Genomic DNA, 16,082 nt, shown 5'->3' with positions numbered 1-16,082 from the left:
AGATATGCCTTTGCCTCCTGCGCCACCTCCTCCCGGACCGGAGGCGCGCGCACCGATGACCGATGCCGTAAAGGCGCTCTATGGCGAGTGGCGGCCGGTGTCCGGCCCGGGCGTCTCGCCGAAAGACCGGCTCACCATCTGGAGCCCGATGTTCTCCTTTGGCAGCGGTTGCGAACTGACACAGGGCCAGTTGCGCGATCTGGGCGACGGGCGTTACGCATTGGACGATTACACGAGCCTTGCGGAGCATTGCCAACCGCAGGCGCGGCTCGCCCCCTTCGATGCAGGCGAATTGCGCATCGTACCGGTCGATGGCGACACCATCCGGATCGAGCGAGGCGGCGAGACATGGGTGTTCGCCAAAGTCGATGTGGCGGCGACCGTCCCGCGCGACGAATTCGTGCGCGGTGAATGGTTGCTCGCGGACAGGCGCGGCAGACCCTATCGCGGCGAGGAGATGACCCGCGTCACCTTTGGGCCAGAATACAAAGTCGATGCGGAAAACTGCGATTTTGCGGCCAATGGCTGGTTCACCGACCGCGACGGGGAAGTGCGCACGGGTGGCTCATACTACCGGATGAGTGAGCGCTGCCGTGTCCAGACGCTGGGCGACGAGCTGGCGAAGCTCGGTGCCGAAGCCAGCTACCGCGCCGATCCGGTCGAGACCCGCATGACGGTTAGGATCGGCAGAGAGCGGGCGACGCTCCTGCCTGCCGCGCGTTACCCGGAACTTGGCGTCGATGCCGAGGCCATCGCGCCGTATCCCTGGGCTGTAGAGCTTGCCGCAAAGGCGGCAGCGATGCCTGCCGAACAGCGCGTCGGGCTGGCGCTGAGGGCCATCGGGCTCGGCGGCGAGGGAATGCCCGGCGTGGAGAGCACCGCCAATCCACGCGCGCTTGCTTTCGCCGGAATGACCGCGTGGCACTACGCACAGGCACAGGAGGCGGGGCTGGTGCCTGCTCCGGGCACAGAGGCACGCGGTCTTGCCGAGAACCTCGCCATTGCGCCCATCGTCGTGCGCGCGGTGCACGAAGGTATCCGCCCCGTCGATCGCGGCGATGGCTTGTCGCTCGATTACCTATACCGCGTGCGCGAGGGCTGGCGAGGCGGTAATCAGACCGGCGACCTGTTGATCGTGCGGATGCCACCGCTGGAGGGCAAGAGCCGCTCCAGCGTCATCACGCCCGAGCCGGATGAGGAAATACTGCTGCTGGCAAGCCGCACGGGCTATCTGGCGGGGCGCCTGACGGAAGGCGATCCGCCGTCCTTCGACACGCGCGTTTTGCAGATGACTTTGCCACTGATGCGGATCGTTGATGGCAGGCTTGCCGAAGCGGTCGAAGGCGCGAATGTGCTAGGCTCGGCGAGTTTCGCTGGCATGACAGTGGAAGATGCGCGAGCGATGACATTTCGTGTCGATCAGCAAATGGCGGAGTTCGGCCAATGGCAGCCATTCGAGCTTGCCCGACAGCCTGACGTTCGCCGCTATTTCGTAACTCGCATCGGGGACAGGGAACTTACCGATCCCACCCGGCTCTGGATCGAATATGATAGCAGCACGAATTTCGGCAATCCGAACGGTTATGGCGGAGTCGTGGCATATTTCGATGGCTGCACACCGATGAGCAGGCAGCCGGATGCGGGAAACAATGTCTGGGGCAGCGCGGCAATTGCATGCCCCAACCCCCTGCCGGACGACTCGCCGATCACCGAACCTGCGGTTGCCGAGGTCGCGCAATGGATCGACGCGAATACATTCCCCTATGTCATCTGCACCAGCAGCTGCCCGACCGACGTCGAATACACTGTGCCGCTCCCTGAAGGCGATGTGACCCTGAGGGATATTCTGCGATGAGACTTCCCGTCATTCTGCTGTTCATGGCGCTCGCCGCCTGCAACCCGCAGGCTGACCAGCAGACCGGTAATGTCGCTGCAGAAACTGCCGGGGAAACAGTTCCTACGCTGGAGGATATCACCGGCAGGTGGCGCATTACCAGCATCGATGGCGAAACCCTGCCGGTTTCGGGCAGCGAACCCTACCTTGCTCTCTCCACGGACGCGGCAGGTGGATCGGTGGGCTGCAACAGCTTTGGCGGTCCGGCTCTCTATGCTCAGGGGCGCATCGCGGTGCATAGCTGGGGCGGCGATGCGATGGCGTGCCTCGACCCTGTCGGCAGATGGGAGAACGCCGTGGCAGAGCTGTTCCGAGCCTATCCGCAAGTCCGGCTATCCGGCGAAAATTTACGCTTGCGCTCGCGCGATCATGTTATCGAACTGGTGCGTAGCGACACGGCAAACGGGCAGGATCGTTCCCCCGATCCGATGCGTATCCCCGTTTCCGGCGTGGTTCCCCAGGACCTTGTCGGCACGAAATGGACCATCCGCGCAATCAACGGCCAAACAGCTAGCTCCAGCCCCGGTGACCGGCATGTGCAGTTCGCGGCGGAGACGTGGCAGGGTTTGGCGTCTTGCGCGACATTGTTCGGAACCCATCGGGCCGATGCTAATCGCTTGTCGGTGGACGACGAGATTGCCACCACGGAGCAAAACTGCCGCGAAGACCATGCCGCGCTGGATACCGCCTTTGCCGAATTGATGCGCGATGATCCGCACTATCTAATCGGGCCCAATGGCGAACTGATTATCGCGGGCGGCGAGCATGTTCTGACGGGGGACAGGGCGCGATGATACGGGTTGTCCTGTTACTGCCTGTCGCCGCGCTGATCGCGGCATGTTCGCCATCCGGGCCGGAGCAACTGCTTTGCACCTTTGACGATAAAGGACGGATCGTCACGCAATCCGGCAATGCTGAGGCGGCCTGCGTCGAGCCTGCGCCGATCCCGACGGGTGCCACGCAGGAGCAAAGCGGCCGCCTCACGATCCTCGAAGCACCACTTCCGCCGCCGTTTTCCGATCTCGGTGAGAAATTGCCGCCCGATCCGGTCAACAGCAAACCTGTGCTTGAACGATTCGCCGTTCCGCCCGAACTGTCCTATTATATCCGTGCATTTCCGCAGGCCGCGGAGCCTCGCGGTGCGGTCCTTGATCTCGGTAGCCAGCACACGATCGTGCTTCGCGACGGATGCTTTTTCCTAGACCGTGAAGGTGCGGATGATCCGCTGGTCTTTTTTCCATACTCCACCGCGCTTGTCATGGACGAGGAAGGATACCTTGCGTTCGGTTCGCGCTACGAGCCAAATAGGATGGGCAGCGTGCGTGTCGGGCTGACCGCCGAAACAGGCTGGTTTGGCGAACCGTCCGAACCCGATCCGGCTTTGGCTGAAGCCTGCGGGAACCACAAAGTTGTGAGTGTCACGACCGTCAGCAATCCATTCAATCCGCCGGATCGATTTACATCCGCCCTTCGGCGTTACGGCGAACGTAGCGGTGCGACTGAAAAGCAGATAGTGGAACGCGCCAACAAATGCGCAGTCGAGCAGGCGAAGCGCGAAGCGGACCGCCGCCTGCGCAATCCCGCGCTCGATCCGATCGATTGCAATCGATTTTGGGGATTTTGACGGAGAGGTTGTGACAGGATGAGATTGCAACCCACCTTGGTAAATTACACGGTGAGGCACACCCGTCAAAGACGCAGTCCTCTATTGGCATGTATGCTGCTTGCAGTGGCATCCCCCGCATGCGCTCCGGTGGATGCACCTGACATTGGCGAACAGCCCGGCTCGGTAGAATCTCCGCTGCCGGTGATCTTGAAGGATCGTGGCACCAGTCGCATGGAGGCGCTTGTTTCCGGGCGGATCACCCGCGCCGGGTCATGCATTTATCTGGAACATTCGCCTGGACAACGCTCGCTCATCCTGTGGGCGGACAAGGACGTGCAGGTCGCGACCCTCGACGAGAGCGACTGGCTGGTGAACAACTACACCTCTGGTCTGCGTATCCGCGAAGGCGAGATGGTTCGCGGCAGCGGTGGGTTCTATCCTCGCGATGCCGACCTGGTGGCTTTGACCGGCGACGAACTACCTGCCGATTGCGCCGGGCCTGCTGTACAGATCTATGAAATCGCGAAATACGATCCGGCCAAACCCAACGGCATCCCCGATCCGCCAGCACCTCCACCGCCTGGTCCATCCACGGACGACATGCTGCTCTCACAGGCATTCGACGAGCATTGGGACGGGAGGCGCTGGCCCAAGCGAACCATCGAGGGAACTGCTGATCCACGGGAAGCGATGTTCACCTATGTGCTGCAGGATTACGAAAGGCGCGAAGGCGACATGCACGCGCATTTCTGTCTGCGCGAGTCCAGTGACACTACGCGCGCAAATCTTTCACGCAGGTTCGGACAACTCTTCTCTGACGCCGATTGTTCATGGAACGACGGTGGCGTAATCCTTGCCCGGAATGGCGAGAAAGCCATGTTCATCGATGCGCGGATCGATTGTTCAGGCAATCGCGGTTTCTGTGCAGGGTTTGGCGGTGCCACATACGGCAATCTCGGCGCGGAGCATGGCGCCTACCGCCTTCGACGCAGGGGCGATGGCTGGGAAATCGAAAAGCTGGGTCTGAGCGTGGTCTCATGACTGCCGTGGGTCGTGAGTGTGTGAATAAATAAACGGCTTCCCGGCTTCGCTGTTAGTTGCTCTGCGTCCGCTTCCAGGAGATCGACAGCAAAGCTTCAACGACCGGGATTGAGGCGCATTGCGGACATTAGGAAGTGAGACGGACGTCCCCTCCCCAGCCCCAACTCGGTCGTTTCTGTTAGGATCCCCCACGCGGGACTCGAACTCCAATGAGGAATTGGGACCTTGCGAAGAATCCGAGCTTGGATAGTCTTCGCCAAGCCCTTGCGCTTTGATGGAAATCTGGTGTTCGCCTCGATATCGCAGCTGGGGTATCGCCAGGTTCAAATGCTGCCGAAAATACCCCCACCGATACCCCCAAGAAGCCCCCGCTTCAGGTGAACCCATGCGGACGCATACGGCCTCAAGCGAACTCGCGTAATGGCACCTCTGCCATTGCAGTCAGTGATTTGCGTCGAAAAATCCGGACGCATACGGACGCAAGCGCACAAAAGTGGGACTCGAACCTGGTAGCGGAGGAGGGATCAAGAGCCTGTCTGTAAAGAACTGACATCTAAACGATTCTTCTCTTACGGAACTTAGAATACCCCCAAGGATACCCCCGGCCTCGGAGTTATCCACAGCCCTGACGGAGACCTTTTCCAGCGTAGATTTCGGATCTCGACTCATTGCTCAGAGAGCGAGCAGCATGCTTTGCTAAGCTACCTGTATCGAGAGCAATCACCTCGACGAGAGCACGGACGACGAGGGTATGCCGGGATTTCAAGCGACCTCACCGCCTAATTGGAACCTGCTGAATGTGCTAGATTCGGGCGCGGAGATCTTTCGCTGCGGCCAAGTGCCGCTCGACGACCGGAAGAGTGCCCTCGGCAAACGACACGAGCTGCGGATTGTCGCCGCTCCGTGCGTAATTGCGCATCAGCGTCGCGGTCTCCTCGTGCGCCAGCACTTGCTGGTCGAGGTAAGTTGCGTCCAGTGATTCCTCTGGCGCCTGTGCCAGATGGTCGAGCATCCTGGTCCGCCGCGCATCGGGTTCCATCGGCGGTGCGGCAACGCCGCGCGTCTCGTTCATCTCCAGCCCGGCCTCTAGCTGGTGCGTGCTGGTGGTGTGATCGGCCAGCATCTTGGCGGCGAATGCCTTCACCTCGAAATTGCTGGCGCGCTCCATTGCAATTTGCGCAGCAGTCCGCTCGTAGATGTCGCCGATTGCCGCGCTCTCGACGAAGCTGTCGGCGCTCGTGGTGGCCGCGGCGCTCATCTTGCCAGCCATCCCGGCGACGGTGTCAAGCGCCTCTTTCATCGTGTTCTTGATCTCACCCATCTCAGGCCTCCTCGAGTGCGGGGCTGCGATTGATTGCCTGGTGATAGGCATAGCGGTCGTGGTCGCCATTTTCACGCAGCGGCTCGACCGGATGCTCACCCTCGGTCGTGAAACGATACTCACCGCCCAACTGCTCGCGGTGCCGCTCGATGACCTGCTCGCTTGGCACGCCGCCTTCGTTGACCTTGCGCTGGTAGTCGAAGTATCGATGGTCAGGCGGTAGGTCGTTGATGGGCAAGAATTTCGCGTCGTAGGCCGTCCATTCCACCTGATTGCGCAGCACCTCGCGCACGTACTCCTTGTTCGGCTCGAACCGCATCGGCTCGGGCATACCTTGTGCGGGCAGGAAGCTTTCGGCCTCCACGCCCTCCACGTCCTTGAGCATCTCGCAGGCGGTTCGCAGGTGCTCGATCTCCATGTTGAGGTGAAGCTCCCACAGCGCCTTGATGCGGTTGTCGTCTTCGGTCTGCATGCAGGACCAGTACAGCCAGCACTCGTTGTATTCGTGCAGCACCAGGTTGGTGAGCCAACTCAGCGTCGGATCGAGAATCGATTCGTAGTGAGTGACGTGCTCTTCCTCGATCTGCGCGATTTCGAGGTAGAGGCCGCGCGCCAGTGGGTCCTCGGGGACGTTGCCGTCGTTCATGTAGAAGTTCATCGTCTGCTGCTCGGCGGCGACGATGGTGATCGCGTTCATCACCGATTGCGTGTCGGCAGCCTTGAGCGTCATGGGACGGCGCAACTCGTCGTGCGGGTGGCGGTGCTCGAAGATCGTGGGCCGGCCGGGGAGGATTTCGGTCAAGTCACCGGTGATCTCCTCCGCCTTGCGATGGTCGCCCATCATGTCCATCAGATTGGCGTAACGATAGAGGTGATCGAAGTCCTCGAGCAGTGCGAACTCGTACACCTTCTTGAGGTACGGGTCCGGCTCATGTCGAGCCAGCCATGAGGTCAGGTCGACCGCCACCTGCTCGTAGCCGATCGTCCGTTCGATCGTGCTTTCATTGCCGGGAATCAGCCAGTTGACGGCCTTCTGCTGCTGTTGCTCGATGCGGCGGACCATCGCCAGCTTCTGTTTGATTCCGACGTCAGCGGTGTGGCGTGCGAATTGGTGGGAGTTAATGATCGCCTCCACCTCGATGCCGTTCATGGCGATGACGCGGCAGCGGGTGTAGGGATGCACAGCCCGACTGTCGTAGGGGGCAGTGTTCAGTTCGGACCAGTTACGCAATTGCGCGTCGAGTGGGATGCCCCGCTCTTTAAGGGGATTGAAGCTCACAAAAACTCTCCCAGAATTGTGCCTGACGAGAGTCAAATTGGTACTCGAGGAAAGATGTCCAATACGTGCGACGAGCCGTGCAATGGATGCGGCAATTTCATGCTCTATATCATAGGTTTACTCTTGCGAGAGACCCTCGTCGCCGCTCGACAATCTTACGCCTTGCAGACGACTGAAACTTCTCCCCTGATGGGAACAAATCCCGGCCTTCGGACCTGAATCGAGCATTCCAGCTGGAACCACTCGCACTCAAAGGAGGATCGACATGTCGCAGATGAACACCATGATTGCCGCCCACCCGTCAGTTCAAGGGAGCACCAACGAGGTACTCATTCGCGCCACTCAGGAGTTCTATTCTTGTGCGCAGATGTGCATCTCGTGTGCCGATGCATGTACTGCCGAAGACCAGGTTGAGATGCTGCGGCAGTGCATTCGCCTGAACCTCGACTGCGCCGATTTGTGCTTCGCTGCGGGCTCTGTTGGAACTCGCCGCAGTGGCAGCAACGAAGAGGTCATCATTGCGGCGATTAGAGCGTGCCAAACCGCCTGCACCATATGCGCGGAAGAGTGCGAGAAGCACGCGAGTAAGCATGAGCATTGTGGGATTTGTGCTGAGCACTGTCGGCGATGTGCGCAGACCTGCGAAGAGGCAATTGGCTCCATACGCTGATTATAAAGAGATTGGTTCCAGGCGACGCGGCAGAAAAGCCGCTGGGTCTCGGATTCAGGGGCTGAGTGCAGGTGCTTCCAGTTTCAGTCGGCGCCTCCGGCAGGCTCCGAAGGCGGGTGGCCGATCTCGTCTTTTGTCGATGATCGGTTGCCGCATAATTTCGACCATGTGAGTGCTGGATCCAGCCAAGCTCCCATCATTCTTTTGCAGCAGGCACCGGCACACGAACTCGCGCCTTACGCCGCCGAAACAGCAGGATGCATCCGAGCAATGTGCCCGCGATAGCGGCAAGGGCGAATGCTATCACGAAGGGATTGTGTGTGTCCTCGCGCGTAACCGGATCCATGATGTGCAGGCCCCACATGAAATCGTAGAGCCGCCACTGGTTGGTACGTACCGACTGAACCTCGCCGGTAGTCGCGTCCACATACACGCGGGCGCCATCGGCAAAGCGCACCTGCCAGACCGAGCCTTCAGAACGGGAGTCTAGCGGGGCCCTTCCCGATGGGAAGTAGGTTACATTGTCGACTTTCGCTGGGCCACTGTACGCCGCCCGTGCGATCTGCTGCGCCTCCTCCGTCACGACCGGCGGCGTAACCGTTCCCAGCTTGGCAGAGTAACGCAACCGGGACCCGTTGGAGGAAGTTATGATCCACGCCGGCCCGCCAGGTTGCGAGATCAGTCGCGCCTCGCGGATTGGTTTGCCGATGGTTGCCGGGAATTGCAGTCCGGCTGGATTGATGGCCGCGGGGTCGGCGCGAAGATGAGTGCCGCGCACTTCCTCAATGGGGCGCGCGACCATCCACAGGCCAGTGACTGTCCACATCAGCAAAGGCAACCCGACCGCCCATCCGAGCCAGATGTGCCAGCGAGCGAAGCGCTGCATCATGCGTTGCGAGGCCATGTCTTGCCCCTTCCCCATCAACTTCGAGTCTCAGCAAATATCGCAAACGGCCTAGAAGACCAGCCACGGTCGCGAAACCGCCGACTTGACCAACGAACGCATTCAAACTCTGCCCGCGCTACTCCACAGGAAGGGCATAGGTGACCAACGCATCGCTGATCGGAGTTTCCATGAAATGATGACCGCCTGCCATGACAGCGACATACTGGCGCCCATCGACAGCATAGGTCATCACGTTGGCCTGCCCTCCGCCAGGTAAAACGTCCGACCAGACGGTTTCGCCTGTCTCCAAATCGATGGCACGAATGAGGTTGTCGGTGGTCGCGGCGATGAACAGCAGGCCACCTGCCGTCACCACGCCGCCCCCGTTGTTGGGCGTGCCGATCGTGAAGGGAAGTCCCAGAGCCAGTCCCCAAGGACCGTTCGAACGAGCCGATCCGAATGGGCGGTCCCAAAGCGTTTTGCCGGATCGCATATCGATCGCTCGGAGGCCGCCGTAGGGCGGCTCCTTGCAGAGGAGTCCGGTAAGTCCCAAGCGCCAACCGGCGTTCACGTCGATGGCATAGGGCGACCCTGCCTGCGCATCGCCCGCCCCTTCTGGCCCGCCTTTACCCAGATTGCCCTTCGGCCCCCGCGGCTTCCAGCCCTTCCGGTTGGCTTCCGCTCGGGGAACAAGCCGGTTGTGATTGGGCATGTCGTTGTAGTTGGCATAGATCACACCGCGGCGGGGATCGATCGCGACCGACCCCCAGTCCGAGCCGCCATTGTATCCCGGATACTGAATCCAGCGTCGATCGGATGTGGGCGGGGTATAGTAGCCGTCATAGGCTGACTGGCGATACTGGATCCGGCAGATCATCTGATCGATCGGCGTCATGCCCCACATGTCGTGCTCCGCCAAAGAGGGCTTACGAAGCGTGGCAAATCCCGAATAGGGTTGCGTCGCCGCGCGCTCTGAGGGTTCGAGGCCGCCCTGCGGAACCGGCTTCTCGGCGACCGGATGGAGCGGCTTCCCAGTTCGACGATCGAGGAGATAAATCTCACCCTGCTTGGAGGGAAGGATGATCGCAGGCGTTCCGTCGGGGAGATCGACGGTAGTCGCCTGGCTGCCAAGATCGTAGTCCCACACATCCTTGTGGACGGTCTGGAAGCTCCAGCGTGGCTGGCCCGTTTCGGCATCGAGGGCAACAAGCGATGTCGAGAACGCATTCTCCTGCGGGCTGCGGTCCGAGCTCCAGTAATCCACCGCGCTGTTGCCCAGCGGAAGGAATACCAACCCCAGTTCCTCGTCGGCCGATGCGGTGGTCCACATGTTGGGCGTACCGCGGGTGAATTCTTCACCCCGTGCCGGCTGTCCGGTCTGTCCAGGCCGGCCCATATCCCAAGCCCACGCTGCTTCACCGGTGACCGCATCGAACGCCTGGATCACTCCCGAGGGGGCGCTGTTACTCTGTCCGTCCATGACCTGGTGGCCGGTGACGATCCTGCCACGGACCACCACCGGCGGGGCGGTGATTGCAGCCATTCCGGGATACACCTCGCCCATGCCCTGCTTGATATCGACCTGACCGTTGCGCCCGAATTCAGCGCAAGGCTGGCCCGTTTCAGCATCGACCGCAATGAGCCTGCCGTCGAGGGTACCTTCGATGATGCGCAGGCTGCAGGCGGCCTCAGAACGCGTTGCACCGAGCGACGGCTCATCACTCGGCCGCCCACGGCCTCGGTCGGCGGCATCGATCGCGAGCCTTGGGTTGCTGCTTTCCCGCCTGTACGCGGTGACGCCGCGACAAGATGCGGAATAGGGAATGGCGGCGGCCGATACCTTCGGATCGAACCGCCATATCTCGGCGCCTGACCGCGCATCGAGAGCGATCAGAATATTCATGGCCGAGCACAGGTAGAGCCGGTTGCCAATCTTCAGCGGCGTGGTCTCTGCGGCGTACTTGCCCTTTGCTGCACCCTGCGGAAGATCGCCGGTGTGCGCGACCCAGGTCTTTTCCAGACGGTCGACGTTCACGCGCGTGATCTGGTTTAGAGGTGAAAAACGCTGACCCGCATAGGTCCCTCCCCAGGCTGGCCAGTCGTCGCCAACGCTATCTCCCTCCACAAGCGCCAGAGATGCCGGGCGCACCGCGCTGGTCGAATGCGGGCCGGCTTCCGCCGCTCCCCATAGAACGATGCCGAGGGAAGCGATTGCGACCCCTGCGCCCATCAAAGCCGTGGGCCATCGCGGTCCGCGATCAAGCCATGGCGATGCGAGCGCAACGAGAGCCAACAGGATGGCTGGGCCCACCAGACGGGGGACGAGAGCCCAGGCATCGGCACCGGTTTCCCAAAGAGCCCACGGAACCGTCAGGGCAAAGACCCCGACATAAATCCACGCGCCGACAACTTTCAGTCGGAAAAGATAGATGGCCGAAGCCAGAAGTCCAGCACCCGCCAGTGCATAGTAAGCCGAACCGCCGAGAAGAAAGAGCCAGACACCACCTGCCAAGAGGGCTAGTCCGACGACCGCAAGGAGACCGCCTACAAGTCGCGCAGGAATTCCGGCGCTACGGGTTGCGCCGCCTTGTTCGACTTCAGCCATGCCATTCGATCCAGTCTTGTTCTGGATCCAACTTTCCTTCCGTCATCTAGCTACATCCTTTTGAGCCTAGCTCTCCTCGCTCGATTGTTGTTGCAACGGCTCTCGAGAGCGCTGCGTAACGATGAAGGCACGCCGGTCAGTGGGTGTGAGCGCCTTCGCGCGACTTCTCACCGTCACCCCATCCTCTGATTTACTTTCCCCCGTCGGACCATAGACTATCTACGTTCTGCTGCTGCCCCAGAGGGCCGCGCTCCAGACCGAGAACAGCCTTGGTTTCAGAACGAGGACCCCGACCTGTAACCGGGCGGTGCCCGGTGAGATCAAGCTGGATCTCGCACCCGGGCCGATCACTGGTCGTTCTTTCGGGGAGCACTACCCGTTCCCATCACGACGCGGTAGAACCTTCGCGACGGCCTCTTGGCTTCTTCTTCAGGCGCAGTTCCTTGCCCAGCGGCGGCAACCCCGCCCCCATGGGCGTAGACGATTTCGCCGCCCATCCAGGCCTGCAGGGCCAAGCCGAACAGGATGATCCAGGCAAACACCAGATAAATCAGTCCCGGGCTATCGAGCGACCAGCGCCAGATCGCGGCGATCACTAGCGCAACAACGAGTGTCAGACCGGACTTCATGTGCAGGTGGACGAGTTCGTGCGTCTCATGCGCCAGGTCATCCCGCTTCATGTCCCAATACCCGGCCGGCGCGGCCACGGCCGCACCTGCCGCTGCAATCGCCATCGACCATTGGCCAAGGACGAACAGCTGCGGAAACCCTGCAACCGCGGCGACGGTGTCGGCGATGACTGAGGCGACTCCCAGTGCTACGGGGTAATGGACAAGGGCGGGATGAACCGGCGGCATGGGCTGTACTCCTTGAAACCTTCCTTCGATTAAGCGTTGTTTGCTTCCTTCATCGCTTCTGGGGGCACACCTCGTACCCACGGAAGCCCAGCTCATCCTTCGCTTCTGGGAGCCAGATGATCATCTCGGCTTCGCGCCTGCCATCGTCGCCAAACTCCTGATCGACCGGGCGCAGCTCGACCCGCAGGCCTCCATCCGCAAACTTGCCTTGGCCGCGCGAGGCCAGCGGGATCAGCTTGCCGTTGAGCTTGATGACGCCCGTGCCCTGCGGATCGTCGTAGACGAACGACGGGAAGCCGACCGCGGTCAGACGGAGCGAACACTTGCCGCTCATTCCCCCCAGACTCGCGATATCGGCATCGCTCATGGTCTCCGGCTGGATTGCTCCGGTCGCGACGCCGGACAGTGCCTCGGCGGCGCCCATCTTGGGCGCCGGTGTCGGCGCAGGCTCGAGTTGAGCCTCCCGGTCGTTCCCCGGATCGGTGTTCTGGTTGCAGGCGGTCAGCGCCAGCAAACCAAGTGCGGCAATCGGTGCTAGGCGGATCACTGTGCATTCTCCTCTACCGGAGTGGCCAGGGGCGCGGCCTTGGGAGCCATTTCGGCGGGCCGCGGCTGCCGTTCTGCGGTGCGCACTCCGTTTCTCTCGATATCTTCGATCAGATATTTCATTTCGGCGATCTCGCGGCGCTGCGCGACGATGATGTCCTTGGCGAGTCGCGCACCCGCGGATCGCGGATGTGGGCCCGTTCGCTGGTCATGATCGCGATCGAGTGGTGAGGGATCATCGCCTTCATGTACTCGGTATCGGTGACCGTTGACTGGCTGCGCACCAGCCACAACGCCAGGCTGAAGACCACCACTGCGGTGCCCAGAATGATGAAATTCTTGGTCTTGTTCTTGTGCATCGACCACATGAACAGCAGCATGATCACCATCATCGCCGCGCCCATGACGAAGGCCATCCAGAAACGGGTCTCGCTCCAGAACATGTGATCGGCGCTGTAGGTGTTCGCATACATCAGCAAGAACATGACGACGGTGGACGTCGCGATCATCGACATGAAGCGTACGTAACCGCCCCCCCCTCCCGATGGATGTGATTGTTGATTTTCGGCCATTCATTCCTCCTGTTTGCTCATGGTTTGATAGACGTACTGGGCGGAGCAGCTGATCAGGAGAAAACCGGTGAGCGATGCAATTCCGGTGATCACCCGCAAATGCTGCGTAGGATAAATGTCTCCCAAACCGACGGTGGTGACCGTGATCAGCGAGAAGTAATAGTAATCCATCCAAGTCATCGACGGTTCCTTGGCGAACCCCCCCAGCCCGAGACTGGCGGCGAAGGCAAAGCCGAGCGCAAACAAGGCAGCCACAGCCAAATGGCTGACAAGGACTATCAGCGAGCCGCCGACCAGGCGGGGTCCGCGTGGAGCTCGCCCGGGGGGCGAGACCCGCTTGGCCAGACGAAGCATCCCCAGGTGGAGCGAAAGACCCAGAATGAACAACACAACGCCGATGAGAAGCGCGGTGATCATTTCGCCATGCCGCTCGCCAGCGTGGGGAGGCGAAGCCCGCGCAAGCGGAGCGCGTTTGCTATCACGGACACCGACGAGAGGCTCATTGCCGCGGCCGCGATCATGGGATTGAGCAGTATCCCAAAAACCGGGAACAGCACGCCCGCCGCCACGGGAATCCCGAGCGTGTTGTAGGCGAAGGCGAAGAACAGGTTCTGGCGGATGTTGCGCATCGTGGCGCGCGACAACACGATGGCCTGAACGACTCCCGTCAGATCTCCCCGAACCAGAGTCACCCCGGCGCTTTCAATCGCGACATCGGTACCGGTGCCCATCGCAATGCCGACATCGGCGGCAGCTAGCGCGGGCGCGTCGTTGATGCCGTCGCCCGCCATGGCGACACGGCGGCCTTCAGATTTCAACCGTTTGATCTCGCGATGCTTGTCCTCGGGCGAGACATTGGCGTGAACCTCGTCGATGCCCATCTCGCGCGCGACCGCTTCGGCAGTAGCCCGGCTGTCACCGGTCAGCATAACCACGCGTATTTTGCGCGCGTGCAGCGCCGCGATGGCCGCGGCGCTGGTCGGCTTGATCGGATCGGCGACGGCGATCAGTCCGGCGGGGCGACCATCGACCGCAACGAACATTACCGTCTGGCCCTGTTTGCGGCCGCTTTCCGCCGAAGCGAGCCAGGTCTCGTCATCGATTCCCACGCGCCGCATCATCTTCTCGTTGCCGATGGCGACGCGGCGCTCATGCACCATCGCCTCGACACCTTCGCCCGTCGTGGAGGCGAGGTCCGTGGCCTCGACAGGCGACACCCCGCGCGCCCGCGCGCCTTCGACGATGGCGTGTGCGAGCGGATGCTCGCTGCCCATCTCGACACCTGCGACGGCGGCGAGAAACCCGGCCTCCTCGATATCTTCCGCAGTCGTCACCGCAACCAGATCGGGCTTGCCCATCGTCAGCGTGCCAGTCTTGTCGACCACGAGAGTGTCGATCTTCTCGAGCGTCTCGAGCGCTTCAGCATTGCGGATCAGGATGCCATGCTGCGCGCCCTTGCCGGTGCCGGTCATGATCGACATGGGCGTAGCAAGCCCCAACGCGCAGGGGCATGCGATGATCAACACCGCGATGGCATTGACCAGTGCATAGGCGAGCGCGGGCGCTGGTCCCCAGATCGTCCAGACGACAAAGCTGACGATTGCTATGACGACGACCGCGGGCACGAACCACGCTGTCACCTGGTCCGCCAGCCGCTGGATCGGCGCGCGGCTGCGCTGCGCCTCGGCGACCATCTGGACGATCTTGGACAGCATCGTGTCCTTGCCCACATTGGTCGCCTGCATAATGAAGCCGCCGGTCTGGTTCACCGTGCCGCCGATGACCGTGTCACCGGCCTTCTTGGCGACCGGCAGCGGTTCGCCGCTGATCATCGATTCGTCGATGGCGCTCGAGCCCTCTTCGATCTCGCCGTCGACCGGAACCTTGTCACCCGGCCGCACACGCAAGCGGTCGCCGGTCGCCAGCTCGTCGAGCGGCACCTCGCGCTCGTCGCCCGATCCGAAAATCTTGACTGCGCTAGGGGGGGCGAGCTCGAGCAGCGCTCGTAGGGCGCTGGAGGTCGAACCCCGCGCCTTGAGTTCGAGCACCTGGCCGAGCAGCACGAGCGTGGTAATAACCGCCGCCGCCTCGAAATAGACCCCGACGCGCCCGGATTGATCGCGAAACGCCGCAGGGAAAATATCCGGCGCGACCGTGGCCACGACGCTGAAGAAATAGGCGATCGCCACGCCGAACCCGATCAGCGTGAACATGTTCAGATTGCGGGTTCTGACCGACTGGATCGCCCGCACGAAGAAGGGCCAGCCACCCCAAAGGACCACCGGCGCCGCCAGCAGCAACTGGGCCCACTGTGCCCAGGCCGGTTCGATCAGGCGTTCGAAACTTATCCCCGGGATCAGATCGCCCATTGCGTAAGCGGCCAGGGGAACTGTAAAGAGCGTGCTCCACCAGAAGCGGCGGCGCATATCGACGAGTTCGGGATCGGGACCCTCGTCGAGGCTGACCGTTTCAGTCTCGAGCGCCATGCCGCAGATAGGGCAGCTCCCTGGGCCCGGCAGACGAATCTCGGGATGCATCGGACAGGTGTAGATCGTCCCTTCCGGCACATCCTCCACGGCATTCAGGTGGGCTCCCGAGAGATAGAGCTCGGGATCGGAGAGAAACTTGTCGTGGCAGCGTGAAGAGCAGAAATAGTGCCGTGCACCCTCATGATCGGCACTGTGCTTGGCGCCTTCGATTTGGACCGTCATGCCACAAACCGGATCGATGGCGGTGCCCGGCGTGGCCGACTCGCTCTGTTGGTGCCTGTCGTTCGTCCGGTTCATTCTGATCTCCTTGCGGCTT

At 61.6% G+C, this 16,082-nt stretch carries 13 protein-coding genes and 1 pseudogene; 5 read left to right on the top strand and 9 right to left on the bottom strand.

Annotated features, from left to right (window positions below):
- Positions 1 to 55 precede the first annotated feature (55 nt).
- From F7D01_RS12985 to F7D01_RS12970, 4 genes are all read left to right on the top strand, one after another.
- Positions 56 to 1,855, top strand: coding sequence for a hypothetical protein (locus F7D01_RS12985; protein WP_215227896.1), 1,800 nt, complete (start codon positions 56 to 58; stop codon positions 1,853 to 1,855).
- A complete protein-coding gene (locus F7D01_RS12980) occupies positions 1,852 to 2,688 on the top strand; it encodes an META domain-containing protein (protein WP_215227895.1) in 837 nt (278 codons plus the stop codon). Before F7D01_RS12985 ends, F7D01_RS12980 begins: the two co-directional genes overlap by 4 nt.
- Positions 2,685 to 3,518, top strand: a complete 834-nt coding sequence (locus F7D01_RS12975; protein WP_215227894.1) for a hypothetical protein — start codon at positions 2,685 to 2,687, stop codon at positions 3,516 to 3,518. Before F7D01_RS12980 ends, F7D01_RS12975 begins: the two co-directional genes overlap by 4 nt.
- A gap of 129 nt (positions 3,519 to 3,647) precedes the next feature.
- Positions 3,648 to 4,541, top strand: a complete 894-nt coding sequence (locus F7D01_RS12970; RefSeq protein WP_215227893.1) for a hypothetical protein — start codon at positions 3,648 to 3,650, stop codon at positions 4,539 to 4,541.
- 802 nt (positions 4,542 to 5,343) lie between these two features.
- On the opposite strand, the gene F7D01_RS12965 is transcribed toward F7D01_RS12970, so the two are convergent.
- The gene (locus F7D01_RS12965; RefSeq protein ID WP_215227892.1) at positions 5,344 to 5,862 is read right to left on the bottom strand and encodes a DUF4142 domain-containing protein; all 519 of its coding nucleotides are present in this window, start codon (positions 5,860 to 5,862) and stop codon (positions 5,344 to 5,346) included.
- Between the two features lies 1 nt (position 5,863).
- The gene (locus tag F7D01_RS12960; protein ID WP_215227891.1) at positions 5,864 to 7,141 is read right to left on the bottom strand and encodes a hypothetical protein; all 1,278 of its coding nucleotides are present in this window, start codon (positions 7,139 to 7,141) and stop codon (positions 5,864 to 5,866) included.
- A 265-nt stretch (positions 7,142 to 7,406) separates the two neighbouring features.
- Between F7D01_RS12960 and F7D01_RS12955 the strand changes: the two genes are divergently transcribed.
- Complete coding sequence (locus F7D01_RS12955) at positions 7,407 to 7,811, top strand: four-helix bundle copper-binding protein (RefSeq protein ID WP_215227890.1); 405 nt, start codon at positions 7,407 to 7,409, stop codon at positions 7,809 to 7,811.
- 196 nt (positions 7,812 to 8,007) lie between these two features.
- On the opposite strand, the gene F7D01_RS12950 is transcribed toward F7D01_RS12955, so the two are convergent.
- The 7 genes and pseudogenes from F7D01_RS12950 to F7D01_RS12920 form a co-directional block, all read right to left on the bottom strand.
- Positions 8,008 to 8,715 (bottom strand): PepSY domain-containing protein, encoded by a 708-nt coding sequence (locus F7D01_RS12950; protein WP_215227889.1) that lies wholly within the window; start codon positions 8,713 to 8,715, stop codon positions 8,008 to 8,010.
- Positions 8,716 to 8,833: 118 nt separating this feature from the next.
- Positions 8,834 to 11,302 (bottom strand): membrane-bound PQQ-dependent dehydrogenase, glucose/quinate/shikimate family, encoded by a 2,469-nt coding sequence (locus tag F7D01_RS12945; RefSeq protein WP_215227888.1) that lies wholly within the window; start codon positions 11,300 to 11,302, stop codon positions 8,834 to 8,836.
- A gap of 347 nt (positions 11,303 to 11,649) precedes the next feature.
- A complete protein-coding gene (locus F7D01_RS12940) occupies positions 11,650 to 12,159 on the bottom strand; it encodes a DUF2231 domain-containing protein (protein ID WP_215227887.1) in 510 nt (169 codons plus the stop codon).
- Positions 12,160 to 12,208: 49 nt separating this feature from the next.
- On the bottom strand, positions 12,209 to 12,706 hold the full coding sequence (locus F7D01_RS12935; protein ID WP_251566855.1) for a DUF6692 family protein: 498 nt from the start codon (positions 12,704 to 12,706) through the stop codon (positions 12,209 to 12,211).
- Positions 12,703 to 13,214: pseudogene (locus tag F7D01_RS12930) on the bottom strand (DUF305 domain-containing protein). Before F7D01_RS12930 ends, F7D01_RS12935 begins: the two are co-directional and overlap by 4 nt.
- Positions 13,215 to 13,277: 63 nt before the next feature.
- Positions 13,278 to 13,694: a potassium channel family protein gene (locus F7D01_RS12925; protein ID WP_215227886.1), complete on the bottom strand. Its 417-nt coding sequence runs from the start codon at positions 13,692 to 13,694 to the stop codon at positions 13,278 to 13,280.
- A complete protein-coding gene (locus F7D01_RS12920) occupies positions 13,691 to 16,063 on the bottom strand; it encodes a heavy metal translocating P-type ATPase (RefSeq protein WP_215227885.1) in 2,373 nt (790 codons plus the stop codon). Before F7D01_RS12920 ends, F7D01_RS12925 begins: the two co-directional genes overlap by 4 nt.
- Positions 16,064 to 16,082 lie beyond the last annotated feature (19 nt).

The sequence above is a fragment of the Erythrobacter sp. 3-20A1M genome (assembly GCF_018636735.1).
Taxonomy (GTDB): Bacteria; Pseudomonadota; Alphaproteobacteria; order Sphingomonadales; family Sphingomonadaceae; genus Alteriqipengyuania.
The sequence above is the reverse complement of the archived record's forward strand: the minus strand, read 5'-3'. Positions and strand labels throughout refer to the sequence as shown.